At 54.1% G+C, this 25032-nt stretch carries 18 protein-coding genes and 6 pseudogenes; 5 read left to right on the plus strand and 19 right to left on the minus strand.

Annotated features, from left to right (window positions below; translation table 11 throughout):
* Positions 1-94: 94 nt before the first annotated feature.
* The 9 genes and pseudogenes from VI340_RS19020 to VI340_RS19060 all read right to left on the minus strand — a co-directional run bounded on the left by VI340_RS19020 (position 95) and on the right by VI340_RS19060 (position 7658).
* Positions 95-1168, minus strand: coding sequence for a HEAT repeat domain-containing protein (locus VI340_RS19020; RefSeq protein ID WP_336358961.1), 1074 nt, complete (start codon positions 1166-1168; stop codon positions 95-97).
* An 18-nt stretch (positions 1169-1186) separates the two neighbouring features.
* A complete protein-coding gene (locus tag VI340_RS19025) occupies positions 1187-2584 on the minus strand; it encodes a hypothetical protein (RefSeq protein ID WP_336358962.1) in 1398 nt (465 codons plus the stop codon).
* Between the two features lie 146 nt (positions 2585-2730).
* Positions 2731-3414 (minus strand): hypothetical protein, encoded by a 684-nt coding sequence (locus tag VI340_RS19030; RefSeq protein ID WP_336358963.1) that lies wholly within the window; start codon positions 3412-3414, stop codon positions 2731-2733.
* Between the two features lie 3 nt (positions 3415-3417).
* The gene (locus VI340_RS19035; protein ID WP_336358964.1) at positions 3418-3780 is read right to left on the minus strand and encodes a hypothetical protein; all 363 of its coding nucleotides are present in this window, start codon (positions 3778-3780) and stop codon (positions 3418-3420) included.
* A 31-nt stretch (positions 3781-3811) separates the two neighbouring features.
* Positions 3812-4465, minus strand: coding sequence for a hypothetical protein (locus VI340_RS19040; protein WP_336358965.1), 654 nt, complete (start codon positions 4463-4465; stop codon positions 3812-3814).
* The gene (locus VI340_RS19045; RefSeq protein WP_336358966.1) at positions 4462-5586 is read right to left on the minus strand and encodes a hypothetical protein; all 1125 of its coding nucleotides are present in this window, start codon (positions 5584-5586) and stop codon (positions 4462-4464) included. The genes VI340_RS19040 and VI340_RS19045 overlap by 4 nt, the downstream gene beginning before the upstream one ends.
* 116 nt (positions 5587-5702) lie before the next feature.
* Positions 5703-5854: pseudogene (locus VI340_RS19050) on the minus strand (IS5/IS1182 family transposase); the annotation flags it as partial.
* 276 nt (positions 5855-6130) lie between these two features.
* A complete protein-coding gene (locus VI340_RS19055) occupies positions 6131-6460 on the minus strand; it encodes a hypothetical protein (protein ID WP_008313521.1) in 330 nt (109 codons plus the stop codon).
* A 124-nt stretch (positions 6461-6584) separates the two neighbouring features.
* Complete coding sequence (locus VI340_RS19060; RefSeq protein ID WP_008313520.1) at positions 6585-7658, minus strand: hypothetical protein; 1074 nt, start codon at positions 7656-7658, stop codon at positions 6585-6587.
* Between the two features lie 328 nt (positions 7659-7986).
* Between VI340_RS19060 and VI340_RS19065 the strand changes: the two are divergent.
* Positions 7987-8136, plus strand: a pseudogene (locus tag VI340_RS19065) (ISH3 family transposase); the annotation flags it as partial.
* Positions 8137-8368: 232 nt separating this feature from the next.
* Here the strand turns inward: VI340_RS19065 and VI340_RS19070 are convergent.
* Together VI340_RS19070 and VI340_RS19075 are read right to left on the minus strand one after the other, a co-directional pair.
* Positions 8369-9058 carry a hypothetical protein gene (locus tag VI340_RS19070; RefSeq protein WP_152418497.1) on the minus strand — a complete coding sequence of 230 codons (690 nt, stop codon included), beginning with the start codon at positions 9056-9058 and terminating at the stop codon, positions 8369-8371.
* 46 nt (positions 9059-9104) lie between these two features.
* A complete protein-coding gene (locus tag VI340_RS19075; protein ID WP_336358967.1) occupies positions 9105-10328 on the minus strand; it encodes an IS701 family transposase in 1224 nt (407 codons plus the stop codon).
* 140 nt (positions 10329-10468) lie between these two features.
* Here VI340_RS19075 and VI340_RS19080 point away from each other — a divergent pair.
* Positions 10469-11292, plus strand: a pseudogene (locus VI340_RS19080) (IS5 family transposase).
* A 296-nt stretch (positions 11293-11588) separates the two neighbouring features.
* Positions 11589-11738 (plus strand): annotated as a pseudogene (locus VI340_RS19925) (ISH3 family transposase); the annotation flags it as partial.
* A gap of 56 nt (positions 11739-11794) precedes the next feature.
* Here the strand turns inward: VI340_RS19925 and VI340_RS19085 are convergent.
* The gene (locus VI340_RS19085; RefSeq protein WP_008313763.1) at positions 11795-12232 is read right to left on the minus strand and encodes an NUDIX hydrolase; all 438 of its coding nucleotides are present in this window, start codon (positions 12230-12232) and stop codon (positions 11795-11797) included.
* Between the two features lie 1392 nt (positions 12233-13624).
* Between VI340_RS19085 and VI340_RS19095 the strand changes: the two genes are divergently transcribed.
* Positions 13625-14386: a hypothetical protein gene (locus tag VI340_RS19095; protein ID WP_336358968.1), complete on the plus strand. Its 762-nt coding sequence runs from the start codon at positions 13625-13627 to the stop codon at positions 14384-14386.
* 214 nt (positions 14387-14600) lie between these two features.
* On the opposite strand, the pseudogene VI340_RS19100 reads toward VI340_RS19095, so the two are convergent.
* From VI340_RS19100 to VI340_RS19930, 4 genes and pseudogenes are all read right to left on the minus strand, one after another.
* Positions 14601-15263 (minus strand): annotated as a pseudogene (locus VI340_RS19100) (tyrosine-type recombinase/integrase); the annotation flags it as partial.
* A 59-nt stretch (positions 15264-15322) separates the two neighbouring features.
* Positions 15323-16066, minus strand: coding sequence for a hypothetical protein (locus VI340_RS19105; RefSeq protein ID WP_228841637.1), 744 nt, complete (start codon positions 16064-16066; stop codon positions 15323-15325).
* A 14-nt stretch (positions 16067-16080) separates the two neighbouring features.
* Positions 16081-21153 carry a dockerin type I domain-containing protein gene (locus VI340_RS19110; RefSeq protein WP_336358969.1) on the minus strand — a complete coding sequence of 1691 codons (5073 nt, stop codon included), beginning with the start codon at positions 21151-21153 and terminating at the stop codon, positions 16081-16083.
* Between the two features lie 36 nt (positions 21154-21189).
* Positions 21190-21525 carry a hypothetical protein gene (locus tag VI340_RS19930; RefSeq protein ID WP_442905131.1) on the minus strand — a complete coding sequence of 112 codons (336 nt, stop codon included), beginning with the start codon at positions 21523-21525 and terminating at the stop codon, positions 21190-21192.
* A gap of 13 nt (positions 21526-21538) precedes the next feature.
* Here VI340_RS19930 and VI340_RS19115 point away from each other — a divergent pair, with 13 nt between their 5' ends.
* Positions 21539-22144, plus strand: coding sequence for a hypothetical protein (locus tag VI340_RS19115; RefSeq protein ID WP_442905132.1), 606 nt, complete (start codon positions 21539-21541; stop codon positions 22142-22144).
* Positions 22145-22236: 92 nt separating this feature from the next.
* Here the strand turns inward: VI340_RS19115 and VI340_RS19120 are convergent, their stop codons facing one another.
* The 3 genes and pseudogenes from VI340_RS19120 to VI340_RS19130 all read right to left on the minus strand — a co-directional run bounded on the left by VI340_RS19120 (position 22237) and on the right by VI340_RS19130 (position 24770).
* Positions 22237-23259: a tyrosine-type recombinase/integrase gene (locus tag VI340_RS19120; RefSeq protein ID WP_336358971.1), complete on the minus strand. Its 1023-nt coding sequence runs from the start codon at positions 23257-23259 to the stop codon at positions 22237-22239.
* Between the two features lie 356 nt (positions 23260-23615).
* Positions 23616-24483: pseudogene (locus tag VI340_RS19125) on the minus strand (transposase); the annotation flags it as partial.
* Positions 24426-24770 (minus strand): hypothetical protein, encoded by a 345-nt coding sequence (locus tag VI340_RS19130; protein ID WP_152418444.1) that lies wholly within the window; start codon positions 24768-24770, stop codon positions 24426-24428. The pseudogene VI340_RS19125 and the gene VI340_RS19130, both read right to left, overlap by 58 nt.
* Between the last annotated feature and the right edge of the window lie 262 nt (positions 24771-25032).

The raw sequence follows: 25032 nt of genomic DNA on the forward strand, positions 1-25032 counted from the left end.
CGTCGGGTCGTCGATGTCAGTGTCGCCGAGGTAGTCCTTGCCATCGCTGTCGAGTTGGTCGAACTGCTAGCTACCCGCTGCGAGAGAGACCCCCTCAGTCCGGTGCAATAGAGTCTAATACAGACTGGGCGCTTTCCCGGACCGTTTCGTCGTCGTCAGTCTCGGCAGTTTTTTCCAAAGCATTGAGCGCCTCATTGTCCGAGTATGGTTGAAGCAGTTCCACCGCTGTCTTGCGGACCTCCGGATGTGACGAGAAGCTAATCGTTTCTATCAGGGCGTCTCGTACCCCATCATTTGGAAACTCGGCGGCTGCTTCGAGACTTGGAACAACCACTGCAGGAATATCTGTCCACCGCCGCGATAGCAGCCACTCGTTTGCACGTTCGTCAGGATTGTTTCGAAGAGCGAGTGCAGTTGCCCGCTGTACCGGTTTCGATTCATGCGACAAGAGCGTCTGGTATCGCGTTCCGACTTCGTCTGGATCAGCCGCATCGCTCTGGAGACGCTGGATCTCCGCCTCAATTATTCCATTGTACTGCAATAAGTACGAAAACGAATCGTCCGGGTACAGACAGTCATAAAGATAGGTATGAATCATAGAACCCGGTATATCCGCAGCGGAGTGGGTGAGCGATTTATCCCGCTCACCTTGTGGCCATCGCTCCTCAATCTCGTCTATCAATAGCGATACAAATCTGTCTATCCCCGAATCTGGATCGCTGTGGCGTCTTCGATACTCTCTGGCACCACTGAGAAGCTGCTGTGCGAACTCTTCAGTATCTACCGTCATTAGGCCGCTTGACGCTTCCGGACGCCAGTCGACCGGCGTGACATCCCACCCATCGATATATGTCACCACTGCGAGTTTGAGCCGGCCCTGCTCGGCAGTTGCAACCAATGAATGTGATCGGTCGTATCGTTCTTTACTCCCATCGGACTCGATATAGAACCAGTCGGGCCGATAGATTTGGACCGGCGACTTGCTTGCGAGCCCGTAAAGTGCGACGAGCATCTTCCAGTAGAATGTTCCGGGCGTCGCTGACTCGTACTTTAGACTGAGTTTATCCGGTTTTTTTCCTGTGTCGTTCGTGAACTTGACGACATCTGGGACGCTCGCTTGTGGAGCATCAGATTCTGTATCGTGATATTCGAACTGGACAGTTTTCATTGGCAAAACTATCGTCTGCTACGGTGAATAATTGTTCCACTCGACCCAGTTACTACCGTCCCACTTTTCCCACCGTCTGGCTTCGTTGTTCCATCGGCGCACTGAGGTGCCACGAGTCGGATACACACTGTCGACTTTCGGCCCGTCAACGTTTATCGTAACTTCCTCGATACCGTCTCTGGAGATACCGTCGTAGCTTGCGTCACCGCCATTGTGGTTTTCGTTCCGAATTGTCCGGAACGCTAGGTCTTTGATTTCGTTTCGTAGCTCCCGGTTGGAGAGTGACATCGAGTTTGGAAGTTCCGCTGGGCTGTCCACTCCGGAGTCCCTGATAACGGTTCCTGTCGGGAACAGGCTCGTCTGTCCTTTTGTGGATATTTCGTCAGCAAGTACATGTCGTTCAAATGCATGATCAACACTTTGCTTTGGTACGAACATCCCATTTCCGTTCGGCTGCTCCCCGATGACTCTGACATCATCGAAATCGAGCGTCTGACCGTCGGGACCCTCGTATCTCCCCCGCTCGAAGTTTCTGGCGATCCGAACAACTTCGTCACCGTCAACGGAGCTATCGACGAATCGCGATTTTCCATTTATCTCACCATCGATGAGTATATTTTTCGCTAACCGCTGGTTGCTTCCCCTGAGCCGTAGTAGGTCAGTATACCGACCAGGAGAGACTTCGTCAAGGATTTCTGCCGCTGCTCCGTCAGTGGAACGGACGAGACGTATGACATCACCACTACCCAGATCAGACTCAGAATTTATCTGACCGAAAAGGGCTCGAAGGTCAGAATCAGCCGTTTCATCGATGAATTTGACACCTGCCTCGTCAGTCTTCGCAACCAGATCTTTCGCGATTTCCTTTTTCTGGCCGCCGAGATCATCAATGGTATCTTCGACTCGACTAAGTCGGGCCGAATCAACACTGTCATCGCCGTAAAGCCGAGCAAGCGAGCGGTCATACTCGTCGACTCCGCCATCGGCGATTACTTCATCTACAGTGTCACTGTCGGCTCGGGCCAAGAATTCTGAACCGTCGTCGCCTGTCTGGGCAATCAGATCGTTAGCCGTATCGCGTCCGTCACTGTCCCGTCCGTTGTACCTGTTCAGCGCCGTTGCCAGTTCGTCGCTATCAACCGAATCGCTCTCGTAGGCCTCAGTAAAGCGCCGCTGGGTAGCGGCGTCGTCCATCTGCAGGAGCGCGTCGGCGGCGTCCTGATCGCTTTCCGCCAGATCGTTGAGCGCGCGACGCCCACTGGGCCCGGTGTTCTCGAAGAGGTCGGTGGCCTTCAGCGTCGGGTCGTTGATGTCGGTGTTGCCCAGGTAATCGCTCCCATCGCTGTCGAGTTGGTCGAACTGCTCGGTGGTCCGTTGGCGCTTCGGCCCGGGCATGTCGTTGAGCTTCGCGCTCATGCGCCCGGTCGGCACGTCCGCGTCGGGGACCGAGTCGTCGACTTTCCCAGCCCGCCGTAGTGCCGTCGGCTTGACGCCGTTTGGCACTCTGTCGGGGACCGCCGAGTCGGCGGCGTCGACCAGCCGTCTGAGCTTCGATGATCTACTCAGCCGAGTTCACGGTACGACGGTAGCCCAATGTGTTGGGCAACAGTTCGACAATCTTTGTCCCAGTCTACGATGTCGTTGTGGCAGACCAGTAGAACCGAGCCGTCGTCTAACTCATCAACGTGCCAGGCGGGAGTCGATAACACAGTTTCTCGACCGTACTCCTCAACCATCGCCGGTGGAAGGATGGTTAACCACGGAAGATACGTAAACCGGCTATTGGCGACTGATTCAGCCGTAATAGGTGGCTTCCGCAAGTCGAGCGGTGTATCGGGAGTAGTGCTATAGACGGCTATAGGGCGTTCCTCGGTGGTCGTGTAACAGAACTTGAGAATATCGAGCAGTTCCCGAAGCGGTTCATCGGACCCAACGTCCAGGGGGTGATCGGCACCGCCTTTCAGATATTGGAGATCCTTAACGGTGAATTGAATTGTCGGAAAGTCGTCAAAGTCGACACTTCTACGTGTAGTCTCGTGAGCAATTTCACTCTCTTCAAGTGGCCAATGCTCTAGTATATCATTGTACTTTTCAATCCCGACCGCTCCGAATTTTTGAGGTTTTATCACTAGGTGTCCCAACTCAATAGCGTCCCATTCATTCAACGCTTCCCGAAGTTTGTCCAAGATCACTTGGGCTTGCCCTGTGGGATAGACGAATTCGATATATAGATACTCCACAGTCACTAGTTAGCTCGAACTGAGGAACGTTTCAAGAGAGGTGGAATTTTGCTCCCACTCCCCGGGGACAGTTTGATAATTGCGGAGTTCGACTAGATCGGCCCCTCCTGACCGCTGGCTCACTGGGCCGAGAGTCCCGATCCGGATGTCAACATCAGCTGGGACTTCAATGACTCGAACGGTGATAGCGCTATCCGTTGGCAAGGCATACTCATCGCGGATATCTGGCTCCGAAACTGTCGAATCGAACTGGTCCCGTCGGTGGAGCCAGCAGTCGCCAGGTAGATTGTTGGGCTGGAACTGGAGGTACTCTGTCGCGTCGCTGGTCGTCCCCTCCATGACGATTGAGTCATCGGCGTATGGATTTGGCATTGGAGTATAGCTGTTTACGGGATGCGTGCCGTCACCACAAGCCAGTGTCGATGACTTCCCGGTCGAAGCGCTCACCAGTCACGGGATCGAGTCGATAGCGATGGTCGGTGGTGCGGTTCTCCGCTGTTCGCTCATACAGCTCGCCGTCTTCGACGAAGATGATCCCGCGGCGTTCGTCGGCGTCCGACCGCCAGCGTTCGGTTCCGTCAGTCTCGAAGGCATAGAGGTCGTGGGTGGCCTGTTTACACCGCAGAAAGATGGCATCTTCGAATTCAACAACCCGGGAGACCTCACCGCTGAGTTCGACAATTTCGTCTCCGATAGGGAAGTGATTTCGCGACCAGTGATCCCTGATCGTCCCGGTTCCGGGGTCAAACTCGATGTTTCCGCTCGTATGTCCAGTCAAAAAGCGATCCTGAACAGTCCACAAGTAGCCATGATAGCCGTCTTCATCGCTGGCGTCTACCGGTTCAATTACCCACTTGAGCTCACCAGTAGGAGTCAGCGCGACCACGTTTCGTCCCGGGTCGTCGATTTTGAAATCGTACTCCTTTAGAGGCTTGTTTTGATTGACCAGGCGTAGGATAACCTCTTCTTCGGACACGATCGAATCATCGATGGGATATTGAAAGCGAATTTCTTTCCCATTGATCGAGACACGGTCCCATTCAATATCGAGGTTCATAGCGTCTCACCGCTCAAGAACTCATCAGTATCCCACTGTCCGTCCTTGTTGGCAGGGAGATCGTCGAGTTTGAGTTCACTACTTTCGTCCATCATATCGTCTCCACGGATCTCGTACTGAATCCCTCCACCATCGTTGCCGAAGTTCTCACCGGCTTCACTGATACGTACGTTGGTTCCTTCATCGACATCAAGCCTGGTAACCTTGTCGGCGTCGCCGGGAAGCGCGTATCGGTCGACAATGTCCGCCGGCGCGACACTGTCGTCGCTGCGCAACCGATCGATATCGTCGGCGTCGGTCACCCAGGGTCCGGCCTCGTGGTTGTTTCTTTCCGGATCCCAGAACCGATACACTGTGAGTGAATCGTCGGCTTTCCCGTCGATGACGATGGTGTCGTCATCATACGGGTCGCGCGGGTTGTCGTACCACGACGAATAGTATGGATCTGAATCCACGTCGATGTCGGAAGCGGGTTTGAATTCGCTGATCGAGACGTCATCGCTGACAGAGTCAGACTGCTTGAGAGCTGTTCTAACCGCACTCGTGGAGATGTCCGGGTGGCCTGCAGCGCGGACCCAGGATTTCCGAAGATCATCGTCATCGAGGATGCGGCGGAACTGCCGGGCGTCGTCTTCATCAAGCCCGCCGTATTTCCGAGTTGCGCGGGATAGCTCGTCGATTTCAACATCGCTGTCACGGAGTGTCCTTCTGAGTGTGTTGTCGTCGAGTTCGTCAACGAGCTTGACACCAGCACCGTCAGTCTCAGCGATGAGTTGCTTGGCCCGGCGCTGCCTGGTAGCGTCGAGGTCGTCGACTTTCCGGACAGCCCGGTCGAGCTGTTTGTAGGAATCAATACTATCGCTGTTGGCTGCCCGAATGACTGCCCGATCATATGCGTCGTCTACGTCTCCGGAACCATCCGCGATGAGCCGCACTGTCTGCGGGTCAGCGCTGGAAGCTTCTGCAACATCGCTGGCACGTACATTGTCGCCGTTTTTCCAAGCCTTATATAAGTCCGCCCGCGCCGCTTCGTCGATATCATCGCTCAAGAACGCCGCCTGTTGGCCGTCGTCCATCCGACGCAGCATCCGTGAGACCTGCTTGGGATTGTTCTCGGCCATCAGCTTCCCGGCGGTCTCCAGTTCCGACGGTGAGCGACCGCCAAGGTCGGCATCTCGGAAGTATCGGGCTGAGAGCTTCCGTTGCTTGGTATTCAGATCGTATACCTTCTGAGGTGTCCGAGCGTGCGCCTGATAGTTGAAAAGACGGTTTCACACATCGCTCGTTGGGGTATCGAGGCCCATTGATCCGCGCGTTGTGAGCGTGATCGATGGGTCGGAACTCACGATGTCTGATAAGTGGTCTTACACCTTCCCGCCGAGGTTGTTCGGTTCAGGGCAATGGCTTGACGAACGAAAAGAGGGAGCCATATACGAGCCGTCTGAATGTATGTGTTTACCCTCAGCAAATCACAAGACAGCACGGGATTTCGATCACGGCCAGATTCGGTGGTTCAGCGGTGTAATCTCGGTGATACCAACGCCGTCTGTCGATTCTTGAGATCACCGCGGAAGAGCTTCACTTATAAATACCATTTTCCCCCTGATTTCAACCGTCTCAGACACCTGAAACCGCTCTTTGTGGGGGTGAACACGCACGTCTGAATTATCGTGTATAGCCAGTTTCGGTAACTTCCCCAGTATCCACATCGACCCGGTATCCGTATCCGTTCCAGTTGGTCACTCGCAAGTTTCCGTCCACGACGTTCAAACTTTTGTAAGATCGCTGTTCCCGCTCCTCAGGAGGTGATTCAATCTCCCAGACCTTGTTCCCGTCCTTGTCGAATGCAAGCACGTTCGTTGGGTGCTGTTCATTTGGTGAGACATACAGTAGAACGACGACTATTTCTCCGTACCCAAGAACATCGACGATCTCTCTCCCGACCTCGATTTCCTTCCCTTCAAAAACAACAGTACCATCATCATATTGAGCCATATTGTTTCGTTACGATCTTGTGGACAAAATTCTTGCTACAGATGATTAGCAACCTCTAAATTATAAATGGGTATACAATAAAAAGGAGTGTCCGCATAGGAGTCTGCTACGGCAACCAGACTTCTCAGTCGACGAAGTCACCAAGGTCGTCAACTGGTTCCCAATTCACACCTTGATCAGTAGGCTGCAGATCGTCTTGCAAGAGGTACTGAGTACCCCCGCCCGGCCGGACTTCGTCACTGACATCACTCGCCTGGCGGCGGGTTGTGCTCACTTGGACCCGGATCTGATTGTTTTCGACAAACTCGTCGGTTAGCTCTACTTTTCCCACGTAATTGTACTCCTGCCATTCAGACCGAAGTAATGCTAACCGATCGAGAACCTGCTCTGGCGTTTCTGCCGACTGAAGCGTAGATCTCCGCGCCACAAACCCACCGGCAAGGTTCTCGTCAGGGTTCGAAGTCTGTGACTTACGTTCATACACGCGCCAGAACTCATCGCCTTCTTCGAGTTTCATCTCAACGACGATTGAATCAGGGTCATGCGGTGGATGTGCGGCATCCTCCGGGTTCGCGTTCCGACCAATCTTGAAGTTGGAGACTGAATGCTGACTGTTGGTCTCGACCCGACCGATTGTGATTTCGATATCGGCGGTGGTAATCTCGCGGTCCGCTGTGACACTGACCCACGAATCACGCAAGTCATCGTCTGCCAGCAACTCTCGGAACTGCGACCGCTTTGTCGAGTCCAGATCGCCGTACTTCCGTGCACTTGCGACAGCATCGTCAGCTTGGACGGCGTCGTCACCGAGTGTGCGGATCCAGGCACTACGCGCGTCCGGGTCAGTAAGTACGTCATCCAGAACACGCCGACCATTCGCGTCCACGTCTTTGTATTTCCGCGCCGACGCCGCCGCATCCTCCGCCGACACCAGGCGGTCTGCCTTCCACCCGTCGTACAAATTCCGCCGCACCGCCGGGTCCATGTCAGGGCCGAGGAACGCCTGCTGCCCCGAATCGTCCATCCGACGTAGCATCCGTGAGACCTGCTTGGGATTGTTCTCGGCCATCAGCTTCCCGGCGGCCTCCAGTTCCGACGGGGAGCGACCGCCAAGGTCGGCATCTCGGAAGTATCGGGCTGAGAGCTTCCGTTGTTTGGTATTCAGATCGTATACCTTCTGAGGTGTCTTATCGGCCACGTAGCGACGTGTCCGGACTACTTTTCCGACCGTCCGTGAGTTACGTAGTGAGTATCGCGCGAACGGGCGCTTTGCTTGATCAACGCCAAATGATGCCACACGCCCGACACCCCGTGCCGGGAGTTCGCTCGCATATTTCACTTGTCTGGCTGCGGTGACCGACTTCCCTAAGTAGCGAGTGTTTTCGATTTTATCAATCTCGCGTGCAACTCTGCTTAATTAACAGAAATTTAAAACGGATGAAAACTTCGGTTAGCAGTTGTAGGTTCAGTACCTCACAAAGCCCGTTAGTTGAGAAGTCTACTTGATGAAGTGTGACCAAACACCAATGGCGACGCCCCGCCGTGGCGGGCGTCGCCTCTGGTCCTGGTCGTTCGAGGAGTTCATCAATATGCTGTGTCGGGCAGCGTGGACGGCCCTCGCAGTGCGTCGGGCCGTCCCCGCGAACCGGCCACCGGATGACCGGTTCCACCGATAATCACCAGGCGGGACGCCGTCTTGTGAGTGGCAACGCTGCCGCGTCGGTGGCTGATCGCCGCCGACAGCGGCCCCTCCCCTTCTATTAGCGTCCCTCGACCACTATCGACGACTCATCTCGACAGAACAGGTGACTCAGATCAGGTTAACTGGCGATGCTTTGTGAGGTACTGAGACTCTCCCTTTGGCCGAACCGTTTGTCGGGTCTTTTCGAAAGCACTATTCAGATTTCGCTAAATTGTATCTGATTTCCAATTATCCTTGGTAATTATTGCTTCAATCACCTCGGGAAATTGCTCTTGTTTGAATTTGGCTCGTGCATCAAGAGATGTCCGCCTGATACGTTCCCGGTCACCGTTTTCGGGACCTAATCCGGCGGAGTCAGCCAGTTCGACGGCGATGAGAGAAAAGTCATCGAACCCGTCCTCCATCTGCCATCCAAGATCGTTGTCGATGGTCGCATATTGTTCGGCGGCAAGGGAATAGGATTCATTATAGTTATTAAAACCAGCCACGAGCTGGAAGTCACCAATAATCTCGTGGCCCAATCCAATCTCAGCGGGATCGCGAAAAAGAGTATCTCTGACATCGGTCATGATAGCAACTCCTTGTTCACAGTGACGTTGGCATCGGTCGCCACAGTCAGCTAACCGGAAACAGAGACTGCCAAGAAGGAACTCTCTCAATGCCTGTGTAAAAAATAATTTATTTGCGGTTGACGCATCTGGTGGACGATTATCATCGGGTAACGGAAACGACTCTGCCATTCCAATCCGAGATGCTGCTACATAAAAGGAGCCTGCTGTTTCAAGGTAATCTACTTCTCGGGCTCGACGTGCTGCTCGGCGATACTCTCCGTAAGCTGAAGACAAGTCCGTATTTGTATTGTCACCATCGCCTTCTTTTTTATCAATACCAGTCATGTGTAGTGGGTAGGATCTCGTTAGTCATCTGAATAAATAGGTTTACTCAGCTTTGCACGTTAGCTTCAGCAGTTGAGTGAACAAAGAGATGATCGATCTCTTCCATGAGGTCATCAACGCCTCGGTCATCGTTGTCCCGAACCCACGAGAGGAGGTTGTAGACGGCTTCTTTCAGGGAGTGTTCGAGGTTCGCTCGAAGCGATGACGCTTTCGAGCGAACTGTTCCCAAGGCGCTCGAGTCAGGATCAAGACGAACGAGACTGTAGGCAGCCATGAGAAGGTGCCAGTGCCGACTGGCACCTTCGTCTGTCTGCATCTCGCAGTCTCCCAGGCCGAGATCCTGCTTCGAGTCCTCGAAGAATGTCTCGATGCGCCACCGCATCCCGTAGGAGCGAATCACGTGCTCGGTCGGTGCGTCGATTTTGTTCGTGGCGAGGTACTTGACCGGATTCTCTTCGTCTTCATCGGTTTCCTTCTCGGCGATGACCAGCTTCACGTCTCCCAGTTGGGAGACGGGAAGCTTCTTCGTCCAGATATGATAGGTGTCGTCCTCGATGTCACGCTCAACCATGTCGATGCGCTCTGCCAGCGCATCGACGCGGAGCTCTTCACCGGTGTAAGTTACCTTGCGATTGCTCCGGAGCGGGCCGATCCAGTCCTTGCCGTAGGATTCGATGTGGTCAGGAAGGCCAGAATCGTGAGCGAACCACGAGTCGAAGAGGTAGGTGTGCCTGCGGACACCTACCTCTTCTTCGAGTTCCGTGACGATCTCTCGGGCGAGATCGTACTTCGTATCGTGGTCGTCGTCTTCGTCGTCTTGTTTTTCGTAGAGGCGGAAGGTGAGGGGGTAGGCGGTTTTGTCGTCAGCGTAGAAGGCGTAGATGAGGTCTTGGCCCCAGACAGTGTCATTTTCGGCGTGATCGTAGAACCGACCGACGCCGGGGACTTCGTCCCCGGCTTTCTCGGTGATCGTGTCGTCAAGGATGATGTAGCCATCCTTCGACCAGCGCGTTTCACCGTGTTTCTGAAGTTCTTCGAGACGTTCGTGGTTGAACTGCTGTTCGTCCCAGTCGTACTTGGTGAGGAACTTGTTGAGAGCACGTTTACCGCTGGCTGGAAGCACTTCGCGTGCGATGCCCGCCACGGTCTTGTTGCTGGCCGCAACAAGACCTGTGGCGTAGGTTTTCGCGTGACGTCGTTGTGCCGGTGACAGCGAGTCGAACTCGTCGAACACGCGCGTACACGAAAGGAAGTCCGTGATCGGCATCATCCTTCTTTGTCAACGCCTACGTCACGCTACCACTTCAACGTGCAAAGCTGAGTAGGTTTATCTAGCTCTGGTGAATTGCAAGACTGCAACGACTTGGTCCGTCACAACTAGAGAGTTGAAGCGGGAACGGCGGATGCTTCATGTCTAAAATATCCCGCTACACTGGGAAGGTAGTGACGTTGGCTAAAAGTGCTGTTGGTGGTCGAGGCGAATCCGCCGCCCCACAGGGTGGCGGCGGATTCGCCGACTACGCCGTCGTTTCGCTGCATTGTCTGCGGATTTACTTAGAGAAGTCTATCGCGAAGCGCTTGCTCTTCTGAGCGAGATGCCACAAATACTGGCGGAGATCGGCCTTCAGAAGGCCGATCCCCCTGATCACTTGACGCTAGTGAAGGTGTTTAACAGGATCAAGACGGCGGTCTGGCGAGTGATGCTGCGCCTGTCGGCGCAGCTCCACGAGCTATCTGGTCATGCAGCGATTGATGCGACGTTTTTCGACCGCGAAAACGCCAGCAAACACTACTGACGACAGACGAATTATCGTGTTCAAACGCTCAAAACCACCGCACTCGTCGATTCTGAGTCACAAGCTATTCTCGATGTTCACTGTACAACTGAGAAACGTCACGACACGCAGATCGGCTGGCAACTCGCCCGTCGCAACGCAGGCGAGTTGCACAGCTTCGCCGCAGACAAAGGCTACGACTGGCAACGGTTACGTGATAAACTCCGGGAAGAGGACGTAAGACCGCTGATCAAGTATCGGGAGTTCCGTCCCATCGATCCGCGCGTTATGCGCGTGATCGATGGGACTCTCTACGGCCAGAGAGCGTTGTCTGAGACCGTTTTCTCGGTGATCAAGCGCACGCTCGGTGACGCCGTGCGTGCGCGAAGCTGGTACCGTGTGCTTCGTGAAATCACCCTGACGTGTGCCGTCTACAACATCAACCGTGCTGTGAGCTAGGGAAATCCAACGCCGTATGGCGATTCACCACGGCAGTTTCAATCGAATCATTGGGTTAACAGGGCTACGGTTGCAGGCGAGTTGCGGCGTCGCCGTTCGCGGTCTCTCGAGGCCGGCGGCTCGTCGAGGTAGACGAGGACGTCAATCGTGAAGAGACCATGATTGACTGTACAGTACTTCACAAAGCTACTTGCTGAGATCTGAGTTGAGTGCGAGAGCCACAACTAACTAGTAAGATCGTATGAAGGATGTCTGCTTGCGGATGGTGTGTCTAAAACCAACAATCAGACGGTTCCATACACGAAGACCAGTTTCTTAATTTCCTCATCAATCAGCTTAACAAGGAAGCTGCACTCCGTCTCGGTGAGAACGCCCAATACGATGCTGAAGACATCTATGAGGTTTCGTCGGTCTCGGCATTCTATGCGAACAGCGAAGACGCACCCGAAACCTGAGAACGGATTCTTGAGGAACTCTATTCTCGGCTGTAGCTTCCTCGCGGTCAATCTTGCGTCCGGGCTTCTTCTGCGATGTCCGCAAACCGTTGGGTGAACTGTGGAACATCGTCATCCGCTACAATTTCATCATACGTCTTCCAATGTACCGCGGCGACTTCGTCTTCGTCTCTGACGTGCGCATTTCCTCCAGCATAGCTACATAGCATCACGACGTTAAGACAGAGCGTATCGTCATTTATTTCGAATGTATTACTATGGATGAAATTGATATCGGTTATTGTTATTCCAACTTCTTCGAGGACTTCTCGACGAACTGTGTCTGTAAGGACTTCTTGTTCGAATGGCTCCGCTTCGACTGTTCCACCAGGAAATGCTAATTCTCCGCTCGCATGTTCTTCATCACTGCCACGCTCAATCAGCAAATACTGATCGTCTTTATGGACAACACCATCCGTATTAATAACATAAGCCGGTTTATCCATATTTTATTTTTGAGATTAGTATCACATAAACCAAATGGTTTCTTGTTAGCTCTTATTTACATTTTATTAATTTATAACGAGTGGGGTGGATTCTAAAAACCTGAACGAATTCACATGGTCCCCGGATATTGTGTGGATTGTGTTCGGTAGAGTGGGGGAGATTGACATCGAACAGGGTAATGTGGTTTAGTATTTGGTCTGTTTCACTGAGGTATCTGTAAATCAGAACCGTTCGGTGTCGAACCTGTACGTTGACCAGTGTAGTTGGGCGTGTTTAGAACTTCGAAATCTTGCAGGTTAGCGCTTGAGTGTGGATTCGATGTTTTTGACGGCGGCTTTGAGCGCGTTCGCGGAATTGACCGAACCAGATTCGCGCTCGCAGCGTGTCGCCATAGCGTCGTTACAGCGAGTGGGTGACTGACTCGACGAGCGACCTGCGGTGGTACGTCTCGTCGTCAAATCGTTCTTCAATCCGGTTCGATTTTCTCTTCAACTTCCGATGGCAATCCGTCTCCGTCATCTGACACTGCCATGCACCCATTTGTAGCATGAGCATTCGTCTTTAGCTAACACCTGCAGTAATTCTTGGAGGTAAAATTATAACTATGAGCATTAGCAGAATCAATTCCGTCGGTCGAGGTGCTGTTCCCTGTGAAATCCTGCGATAAACAATGATAACATCGGTAGTTTTCGGCGTTTTGGTGTGGTGTATGGTCGAAATTCGACCGAAAATCACGGTCTAACAGTATTACTGTGAGTATTAGCTAAAGACGAATGGTAGCATGAGTTGATATATAGCATAGTTCAGAGTCGGCGTTCGACAGTTACCGAATCGCGTTCGGCAACCACCGAATAGGTATTTGTTGAATAAACAACTCTTTGGTTGTTAAGTCTAATCCCACCGATGGGTAACTTAATGCTCGAACCAACTGAAAGCGTCGGCGAGCTCCTCCCATATCGACTCACGCCGCAACTGCCGGGCGCGGTCCTCGGAGAGGTAGTTCTGGAGCACGACCTCGGGTCGCTGCTGCCCTGCTCGGCCGCTTGTCCTCCAGGCCGGCGATCACCACCTCCAGTGTCTCGGAGTAACGGTCGTACCAGAACCGTCGGCACAGCTGTGGTGACGGCCGCTCTCCCTCGATGCGTTCCGGCAGATCCGCATCGTCGGAGACCTCCTAGAACCGCCACCAGATAGTCTGTCGGGAGATGTGCTCGCTGTTCGACTGCGTCGACGGGACAGATACCCCGACCACTCGTCCTGCCCCCTCATCTGGACGAGACGCTCCTCAAGGATGTCGATTCCGTAGAGGATACTCACCAACCACGGCCGTTCTTGCGCTCATCGAACTCGACACGTGGCGTGTCCTCGGTCGTGCCCTCAATCTGGTTGATGTGGAGGGCGGCGACCTCGTTCGCACGCAGGCTCCAGCCAGCAGCGCGACCACGAGCAACTCCTGCTCGAGACCGTCAGCCGGGAAAGTATCCCTCGATTTCACTGACTACCAGCCGGGGACCTACCGATTCGCCGCGATCAACTCTGATGATGACAGCGTCACCAACGAAATAGAGCAGGATTTTACCCCGAACCTCCAGCTCGTTGAGTGGAAAACAGCAACCGAGACAGGCGCTTACACGCCTGAAAACGAAGTGGGTATCGCCAGCCCGGTATTGACGGTCGAAAACACTGGAACTGCGCCAGATCAACTCAACTGGGTTGGGTACGAATCCGAAACGTACACTGCAGAGTGGTATTCACCTGCCGTGGAGAATAAGACCACCAGTATATCTATGCACTGGTTGCCAAAAAACCAGAAGAAGTTCCTGAACAGGCCCCCCTCATTCAATAGTGGCGCAGAGGTGCCAGTTGTACTCCAGCCAGGGGAAAGCAAGCAATTTGTTGAGACACAGGCAGTACTTGCCAGTGGGTTAGACGCTCCAAACTCCTATGATTTTCAAGATGAGGAAACGGCAGGTTGGTCAGTTCAGCAGGGGCTTGAGTATACCGTCACCGCAACAATTGCAACCGAATACAGCGGTCTGAACTCAAAGACAAAGACTGTCGTTTGGGAGCAAGTTGCTGAAGTAGAATCGCTAGAAAAGCAACCAGAAAATGCATCAATCGTCACAAAAGAATCGAACAATAGCAGTTCGTAACTTCTCCAAGGCTTTGGTATTTTCAAGCATACGCTGATAGAAACTGTGGGTGTTTCTTATTAGAGGGGCTAAACCTACGGAATTGGGCTAGACAGCGGGCGTCGATAAGGATAGCGAATTGGGGCTAGATTTCATCGCCGACGGGAATCCCGCTGACGAGGCTCCTAACTGAGCTAACCAACATTTGGGGTTCTTTGCCGTTTTGTTGGTTAGTCTACTCACTGGAGATGATATCGTTTGCTTCGTCACGAGTACGTTTCGCAGCCTCCTGAGCGTAGCCTTCGTGGGTTATCTCGATGGATTTGTGACGCAGCACGTCCTGTGCCAGCTGTGGATTCTCGCGATAGATCTCCCGCCCGAGGCCACGGCGGGCACCGTGTGGCTTCAGTGGCTCCTCGAAGTCGTACTCAGACTACTCGCACAAGTCTGCGAGGATGTTCCGGGCCGACTGCGTGGTGATCGACGGCGTGGGATCAAGCGCTTTCGCAGCGTTGTCGAGTCTGGGGAAGACGGCCTCATTCTCGTCAGGTTCTCGAAGTTGCTTCCAGCGCCGGAGCGGGCGAAGCGCGTCGTCAAGGATCGGCGCAGATTCTCGGGTGCGGTTCTTTCCGAACACCTGCATTGTGCCAGCCTCTAGATCGGCATGACGCCACCGGAGGCCGTTGCGTTCCTCATCATCAGAAACAGCGACGAGCTCCGCGCTGCGAGCACCGGAGTAGGCGAGCAGGAAGACGAGTGCCTGGTCACGGTAGGCCGCCGTGCGATCGACGTCATCACTTTCGCCGGCCTTGTCGACGCGGGCGGTCGCAGTAGCGTAGATAGCATCGCGGTCGCGTGTCGTCCAGTACTGCTGGTCTGTTTCAGTCTCGTCTTCGAGAGCGGGCACGCGAGATCCGTCGCGATGAATTATTGTAGACTTTAGATCTAAAATCGCGGTCAGTGATAGCGTTCCGTTTTCGCTAGCGAGAGACCGAGCTGGTCGGCGACTTCCTCACACTGCTGGCCCTCGTGTCCGCACTGCTTGGGTGGTTCCGTGACAGCCATGAAAACGCCACCTGAGTCGAGTTCTTCGACGTAGTAGGCCGGTGCCGACAGGACTTGCTCGCGACCGATTGCCTCAACCGTTTCCGGACGGAAGACGTTGTACTCGTACAGCGGTGGTTTGGTCCTCGTCGCAAGGTCTTCGACCGTCTCATCTTCGCCGATAGCGAGGCCACCGCGGCGGCCAAAGCCCCATTTTGGTTCGAGAATGTTTGCGGCTTGAGCAAGTACTTCGACAAACTCTTTCCGCATTTTCTTCACTTCGGGAGGAGAGCCATGATCATCTGAATCTTTCATCGCGTAAATCCAGGTTGAAAATTGCAAATTGGGCTTTGATAAGTCTGACAGTAGACCCAATTCGCTCTTGCTCCGTGCAATTGTCAGATCATCGTGGCTCAGCAGCACCTCAACTGACCACTCTGGATACGTAGATATTGTTTGGAGTATCTCTTCACGCCCTCCGACTATATCTACTTCATTGGTGTATTCATCTATTTTACTGGCACGTATCCCATATTCTCGAGGTCCGCGATCTCGCCTACCGTACTCCGGGAACGCGTTAATGAGCGTCTCGAAGATATCACTAGACGGTTCCTCATCGAGGACATAGGTAAGTTCAATCAGATCGTAATCTTCCATTAGTAGCCTCCAATTTAATCCGTGATAATTGATCCAGAGCCTTCATCGACCACTTTGATCGTAATGTCTGCAGACCCCCATTTGCTCTTCTGCTCCCATTCCGTAATCTTTGAACTGACCAAGTTTTGATCCCCAACGCGATTCGCCCGGATCTCCAGTGTGTTGCCATCGAAAGCAACATCCTCATGTTCCTTCATAGTTCTAAGCTTTCTGTCGAATTGTTGGTCAATCTTGCCTTTCGTATATCCGAACGATCCTTTCGATTCGACAATCTTGCCAGATTCGACTTGGATATCCAGTTCCCCGTCATACTCATTCGAATCGGGGAGTTCAATACTCATCCGCTCGATATTCTCTGCACCGATTTCATCGGCCCGACGCACTTCATCAAGTGCACCACCAACGTTTCCAGGGTCTCTTGAATTGATGAAATCATCGACGGGACCGCTATTCAGACCATCGACACCTTCCAGATTGTCGGCATGTGTGGCGAATTTCTCGATCTCATCGGTGTCGGCATTGCCTCGTTCGAGATTGCGAGCTGCAGCCGTGCGGAACTCGTCAGCACGGTCGATATCCAAGTCGAGTACCCGTTGGAGCCCGTCGCCGTCTAACTCGTCAACGAGCTTGACGCCAGCACCGTCAGTCTCAGCGATGAGTTGCTTGGCCCGACGCTGCCGAGTACCGTCAAGGTCGTCGACTTTCCGGACAGCCCGGTCAAGCTGTTTGTAGGAAGCAACACTATCGCTGTTGGCTGCTCGAATGACTGCCCGATCATAGGCGTCGTCTACATCACCGGAGCCATCTGCGATGAGCCGCACTGTCTGCGGGTCAGCGCTGGTAGCTTCTGCAACATCGCTGGCACGTACATTGTCGCCGTTTTTCCAATCCTTATATAAGTCCGCCCGCGCCGCTTCGTCGAGATCATCGCTCAAGAACGCCGCCTGCTGGCCGTCGTCCATCCGACGCAGCATCTGTGAGACCTGCTTGGGATTGTTCTCGGCCATCAGCTTCCCGGCGGCCTCCAGTTCCGACGGGGAGCGACCGCCAAGGTCGGCATCTCGGAAGTATCGGGCTGAGAGCTTCCGTTGTTTGGTATTCAGATCGTATACCTTCTGAGGTGTCTTATCGGCCACGTAGCGACGTGTCCGGACTACTTTTCCGACCGTCCGTGAGTTACGTAGTGAGTATCGCGCGAACGGGCGCTTTGCTTGATCAACGCCAAATGAAACTACACGGCCAGCGCTCCGTGCCGGGAGTTCGCTCGCGTATTTCATTTTGCGAGCCGCAGTGACGGATTTCCCTAAATAGCGAGTATTATCGACTTTATTTATTGCGCGTGCAACTCGGCCAGAATCTTTCGCTACTTTCGCGACACCCGCTCCAGTGACTTCCTCAAGAATGAAGAATCCGATATAACCATCAAAGTACCCGCGCGCAAAGCTCTCGTTTTCTGGTGTATTCGGAGGGAAAGGATTATTTACACGTTGACGCTCTTTGAATTGTTCCTCCATTGACTCATACGTCCTGTCATAATTTTTCGCCGCATTCGGAACCTGAGATAGTCCCGCTGCTGTCTCCACCGGATTCGAGACGGTGTATCCAAGCTCCCCCGCGCCATGCATCAGACCGGCCGCGCGCCCAAATGCGCTGACTGTTAACCTTCCGGCTGCGGTTTTATCATAACGGCCCTGCAGAGCTCTGAGTGTGTCATAACGACCTTGGAGATTGTTGACTGCATTGTTAGATCTCGTCAGTGCGGGGACACGTCGCTTGTTGCCGTGGCTGTCGTAGGCATGAATATATACTTTAGTTCCGCCTGCGAAGGTCCCTGCACTCTGGAGTGCGTTTCCAGTTAGATCCTGACTGTAGTGATATTGCGTATGTCCGGTGAAGTTCGTGCGGTCGAGAGTTTCGTTTCCGCGCAGAGCAATACGAACAGTGCCAAGCCCGCTTCTATCGCGCACAAGAAAGTCAATCACGTAGTGGGGACCGGACCAGCCGGGATTATACGAGTCAGTACGTAGGTATTTGATGGCTGGACCCCGAATATCGTGTAGTGTTGGGTCCTGACCGTTGCGGAGTTCAGTCGTATCCGAGACTCCGTCTTTGTCGGTGTCTACTTGCCGTGGATTCGTTCGATACCGCCACTCATCTGCGTCCGAGATTTTATCTCCATCAGTGTCCGGGTTCAGGGGCGACGAGGTGACATTCAGTACTGTCCCTGCGGCTTGAAGATTGAGACTCTGGTTCTCTGTGACCATCGCCTCGCGCAAGGCGTTGGCCTCGGTTTTAGAATCGAAAACGACAATTGTCGTGTTCCTGACTTCCCGGGCATCGCTGAGGCCATCGCCGTCAGTGTCAACTGTTGTTGGATTACTCTTGGCAATTCTGTAGGTTCGCGTCATCGTAACCGTCTGCGGACCAGCCTGGAACGAATCAACCCGTGTTATTAGATTTCCAAGCTCTTGCCCATCGGAGAGACCATCTCCGTCGGTATCGGCATCGGTCGGATCTGTTTGGATCGTCTTCCCGCTACCAATCCGTGTCTCAGCCCGCTCGACAGTATCTGGCAGTCCATCGCTATCGCTATCCCGCTTGACGCGTACTTGGTCGACTGAAACGGTTCCGTTCTCCGCCGTTACTGCCAGTTCGAGTCGGCCGTTCGTTTCGGTACTCGACGCATTGAGTCGGTAAACATCCCGCTCGGTAATGGACGCATTGTCGAGGACACTGCCATTCGCGGTCTGGAGTGCAACCCGACCGCTGCCGGTCGATGTGGCATTGATCTGTACGGTGAAGTTCTTGATCCGGTTAAGCGATCCAAAGGTGCGCGTCACCTGACCATGCTCAGATGTCTCGTTGGACGAATCATCGTCAGGAGACATAGCAGAGCCGTTGATGATTGCCGACTCTCCGAAGTATGATGGATCATCATGGTTGTCAGAAACATGATACTCAATTCCGCCGGATTTGAGGGTCGTATCGACGCCAGAGATGTTGGCATACTGGTTGCCCTTGGCGTCCGTCACGGTGAGTGATACCTGGCCGTCCTTTCCCCACTCGATGCGGCTACGGAGCCAGCGGTCTTTGGGGAGTTGCGTATCTGCTTCCGCGAAAACATACTTGCTAGAACCGTGTTCCCTTCTGAGTTGAATCGGACTGTCACCCTGCCCGAGATAAGCGGTGTAGAAGTGATCAGCTTCATCCGTGACACCGAATCTGAAGCCCAGATCCCGTTCTTGTCCGTATTCGACGCCGTTGAAATGGACCCAGAAATCGAACGTATCACCTGCCGACGGGTACCGGTCAAGGCCGCTCCTTGACTGGAGTTTGACACCAGATGCGACTTCGAGCAAGTTGCTCCCGTTCCGCGGTGTCACTTGGGGCGAGTCGGTTACTCCCACGTGATCGGACGGACCCTCGCGGAGATAATATTCGGACAAATCACCGTCTTCGAAGGTATCGATCGATTTCAGGCCGGTAGTCGAATCGTCTCCTGGACTCGTCACCTGCAGGCTGCTGTTCGTTACGCGAGCTTGTGCTGCCATCCCTTGTGTCTGAGTCCACAATGAGAGATTCTCGATGGTCGCATTGGTAAAATTCTGATCAACACTCCAAGGAGAGGTGCGATTCCCGTCGAACTGTTTGGCCCATTCCGTATAATCCATCGCCGCGTACCGCGAGAAATGCGGCGTCTGTGTCCGTACAGTATCGTTCGCCGTATCGACCGTTGTATTCAGCGGGACGTAGGTTTGGGCCGACCGGTTGTAGCGGAATATCGCCAGCGTGGATTCATTGTTCGGCACCGCCGACTCATTGTAGGAGAACGCAATGGTCGCGTTATCGAACTCGCGTTCACTTTCGAATTCGACGACAGGTGAAACGCTTGCATTCTGTAAGGGTTCAGTGACAACAGGTCTGTCGGTTACTGCCGAAGTACTCACGCCGGACGCGACATCGCCGGAGCCGTTGACTCGGACAGTCAAACCCAAGTCTTCGTCCGCTGTCGTTGTCGTGAACGTCTCGTTGCCGTCGCGGACACCATCGCTGTCCGAGTCCGGATTCGTCGGATCGGTACCCAGTGCGATCTCTTCGCCATCGGATAAGCCGTCATCGTCGGTGTCCGGATTCGACGCGTTCGTTCCATGTTCGATTTCGCGTCCATCGGTGAGGTCATCGCCGTCGGAATCAGCTACGAGCGGGTTAGTCCCAGCCTCGAGTTCTTCGCCGGTAGTCAAATTATCCTGATCTGGATTCCATTCGGAGTCTGAGACACCGTCCCCGTTTGTGTCAGGGTCGGTCGGATCAACGCCCTGGAGCCGTGATTCGACGTCATCAGTGAGTCCGTCACCGTCTGTATCATTGCTTCGAGGGTCAGTACCGAGTCGGTATTCGCGATATGCCGGTAACGTATCATTGTCCCAGTCTTCTGCGCCGTCAATCACAGCATCCCCGTCAGAGTCTGCTACCTTGGGGTCGGTCTTCGTGACGTTTCGCTCGTAGGCATCCGGAAGTCCATCGCCATCAGTGTCATTCGAGGGCGTCGAGCGCGTGGCGACGAAGAGCCACTGGATATCTCCGACATCGGTTCGGTTGTCACCCGTGTAATCATACGCGCTCCAGTTGGCACCGGCTGCTGTGGATCCCAAGTGACGTGATAGGGCGTCAACGTCGACGATGTTGACAGCGCCATCGCCGTTGACGTCTTCGTAGAGTCCGTCGCCATCTGGATCAGTAGGCTGGTTATCGCCAACGAGCGGGTACGGGTGGGAGTCGTTTTCCCGTGGCGCTAACTCCGCGATGGCACTCGCATTCGGCTCGGTTGAGCCATTCCAGCTGGTCGAAAGTGGTCCGGTCGCCTGGTTCCCGGCCGTTGCGGCGGGTGTTTGTGTCGATTGTGTCCGTGTCGGCTCGTTTCCGGCCGTGGTGACAGCCTGGTTTCCGGTACTTGTGCCAAGAGTGTCGTTGCCAGCCGTTTGCAACGGGCCAGCCCCGGTACCGGTCATCATCCCCGAGACCGGACCGACAGTCACTAATAGTAATACACCAAATAACGCTTGTAATTTTGTCGTTGAACTTGCCATATAAACCCCCACCAGAGGTAGTATTGTGAATTTAAATCAGTAACCAGAATACTTAATCCTACTTATTGAGACAGTATATTTAATGAGGAAGATTGCGACAGTATTCGGCCTTTGTATAGCAGTATCCCTCTGGGCGGGGATCGCGATGGGGGCGGGAACGACCAGTGTCGTAGTCCAGCCGTCGACTGACACTGTTACGGTTGGAAACACAACCACTGTTGATATCGTAGTCACGTCGACCACAGACGGGGTTGGTTCACTGGATCTCGATATTGCAAGCACCAACGATTCGGTTGCAACAGTCTCGAACACGTCTGTTGCTGGAAATCCAGAAACAGTCCAGTCTGCCGAGGAGGCGAACGGCGTCCGCATTGCGGCGACTGGAATGGATACCGCCGACAGTGGCTCGACATCTGTTGTCTCTGTCACGCTCACCGGCAAGGCTGTCGGGACGAGCGATGTGGGTCTGACCGTTGCAGCCGTCGGTGACGAATCCGGGACCGCATACAATGTCACCAGCGCCCGCGATGGAACACTGACAGTCGAGTCCGGAGAGAACACAACGGAGACACCAACACCGACTCCGACTGCAACAGAGACACCAACAGAAACGCCTACCGAAGAAGACTCGTCGAGTTCCGGCGGTAGTAATGATGACGGTGATAATGATGGCGGTGATGACGATGATGGTAGCGACTCCAGCGGCAGTGACTCTGGTGATACAGTAACAGCGACGGACACACCGACAGTAACGGAACCGACGCCCAGTGACACCCCAACAACGGCCACGGAAACTGAACACTCGACCGAGACAGACACCAAGCAGTCAACCTCGACCCAGACCAGCAGTGGTGGGCCAGCAATCACACCGTCTCAGACCGCGGCCACAGACAATGCCGAGCCGTCTGGCGGTTCACCCACGAATCTGCTTATTGCCGGGAGCATGATCGTCGCTGTTCTCGGTGGGATCACCATCTACCGTCGCTTGTAGAAGCGAGTCCAAGACACACCACACGTTCTCACCTCGCTGACCGGCTCAATTGGCTGGCGTCTGTCGCTTCCATGTGAAGAGCTGTCGGCAACCTACTCACCGCCGATGATATCGTTCGCTTCGTCACGCGTGCGTTTTGCGGCCTCCTGTGCGTAGCCTTCGTGGGTCGTCTCGATGGACTTGTGGCGTAGCACATCCTGCGCCAGCTGTGGGTTCTCGCGATAGATTTCTCGTCCGAGCCCACGGCGGGCACCGTGTGGCTTCAGTGGCTCCTCGAACTCGTAGTCGGACCACTCACAGAGTTTGGCCAGAATATCTCGAGCCGACTGGGTTGTGATCGACGGCGTCGGGTCCAGTGCCTTCGCCGCGTTGTCGAGTCTGGGGAAGACAGCTTCATTCTCGTCGGGCTCTCGGAGTTGCTTCCAGCGCCGGAGCGGGCGAAGCGCGTCGTCAAGGATCGGCGCAGATTCTCGGGTGCGGTTCTTGCCGAACACCTGCATTGTGCCTCCCTCTAAATCGACGTGCCGCCACCGCAGGCCGTTCCGCTCTTCGTCATCAGAAACAGCGACCAGTTCTGCACTCCGGGCTCCTGAGTATGCGAGGAGGAAGACGAGTGCTTGGTCGCGGTAGGCCGCCGTGCGGTCGACGTCGTCGCCCTCGCCGGCGTCGTCGACGCGGGCGGTCGCAGTGGCACAGATGGCGTCGCGGTCCCGTGCAGTCCAGTACTGCTGGTCTGTTTCGGTCTCATCGGTCGGGAGCGGACCTTCGGCGTGGTTGGTCTTGGCCGGGTTCGTCGGAATTAGACCCTCGTAGACAGCCCATGTGAGAAACGAGCGGACGTATGCGAAGTAGCGGCGGGCAGTCTCGGGTGAGATATCGTCTCTGCCGTCAGCCCGGGCGAGGTCACGAGCGTATTGCCGACAGAGATCATCGTCGATATCCTCTGGATTGGAGATGGTATGCTGGTCCCGAGCCCACGTTGCGAACTTTCGCAGCACGCTGGCGACGTTTGTTCGGTAGCGCCCGGAGTCGATATCGACGAGTCGTTTCTCGATGGCGGCTTCGAGGGCGTCATCCCCAGGAGTAGCGTCGTATGCAGGCGGAAGACGATCCATGCTTCCCGTACAGCGGCCTCCCGCCTAAAACTGGTGGTGCTTATTACTATAATACAAACCTATCTACAAAACCAGAATATCGACGTTTCAGGCACTCTGTGTGAGAATATTCGGGCTTTCTGTGTCTTATAAAGTCTATGTAGCTATATCAATCTCGCTCAATGTTGGAAGTTGAGACTGCACCGGGCTTAGCGGGGCTATAATGCGTGGATTCAGCCGATTCAGTGAACGGGAATTGACTTAGATTGCTCTCCAAACGCCCGATCTTGTTGCACTGCCACTCATGTTCGCGAATTTAGACGACTTCCGACAGCGTTGCCACTCAGACACCGCGCTATTACGGGTGGAGAACCTCACTATCCGATTCCGGTTTCTTTCTTCAACAGCGTCAGCGTGTTGTCGGCTGTCACAATTGGCGAGTGTTCGTATTCACCGGTCAATTCGACCTGTACGAGTAGATCCACCGCACGCCAAATCGAGTACAACAGACACGCGAATGCGAAGTAGAAGAATCGGAGTCCGAAGTCCTTCGAGGTCGTGGCGGCCATGAATCGCTTAATCGACCTGTAGCCACTCTCGATCTCCCAGCGATACCCATACTCAGTGAGGAAGCTACTACTGCGATTGGACATGAACACTGAGTACTGCCGGTGATCATCGTGTTCAGCGTCCTCTTCCGTCGATAGATCAGCGTTGTCTCTTGCCAATCGTTCTTCCCGAGATACAACTTCCGGTCAGTTTCGTAGCAGTCCTGGCCGCGCTGAAGTAACCGCTTAGCCTAGGCTTTTTCACTTGTCTGCATCCGCTTCGGGACAACGTAGGAGAGCCCACGTCGGCTAAGCATCTCTAAAATATGCTGACTATCGAACTCCCGTTCCATCAACACGCTATCGACGTGGATCATCTCCTCAGCCGAATCCAAGAGGTCCTCAACGATTGCTAAGCGGGTCTCACCCTTCTGAACTGGCGTGCGTCCAGCACTATCGGAACTGCATTGCCGACTAATTGGACGGTGGCCCACTGATAGGCGTATTCATCGGTTTTCTCTTTCGTACCGATGCTCTCGTCCTCATGGCCCGTTCTATCGCCCGTGAAGCGATCCGCTTCGGTGATGTCTACGCCGACGATTCCAGCTCAGAATAATTCCTCGGTCTCAGAACCCTCGTTCAGAAGTCTTTGGATAGTATGAGGACATATCTCTCGAAGTTGTTCAATCGAGAGTCCCATTCGGCGGTTTCCTCTTCCGAGATGCCTACGAATCTTTTGAGAAAATCTTCCACTATCTCACGGCGAATACGCTGTTTCTGGGTCCTTCCGTCGGGAGCCGACGGTTCGTCGGCTTCCGACACGTCCTCGGTTGTTCCACCGTCAGGTAACATCTTATCGCCTCTCACATTTGCTCGTGGAACCCAGAAACGCTTTCGCGGCGGCCGTTGGCCGGCCGCCGCTTCGGATTCAATGAGGATCGTGGTATCTTCACGGGCTACCTGCTTTGCTGTGAGGTTTTCCACACGGTACATTTCGACGCGTTCAGGTAGTAAACGCCGTGCTTTTCGCAAACGTTCTGACGAACTCAAGATAGTTGCCCGAGACAACGTGATAATTTCACGGATTCACACTGTGTCAGTTGTTGAAAATCCGGGTAAACACGCACCGGCCGTGGTGAATCGCCAGACGTAGCTTGATTTCATGGTTTCAGAGACTGCTTGATGTTGTGAACCACACACATCAGGACGAGTTCACGAAATTCACCGTACCAGGTTCGCGCACGCA

It is taken from the genome of Haloarcula sp. CGMCC 1.6347 (assembly GCF_037078395.1).
Classification (GTDB): Archaea; Halobacteriota; Halobacteria; order Halobacteriales; family Haloarculaceae; genus Haloarcula; species Haloarcula amylolytica.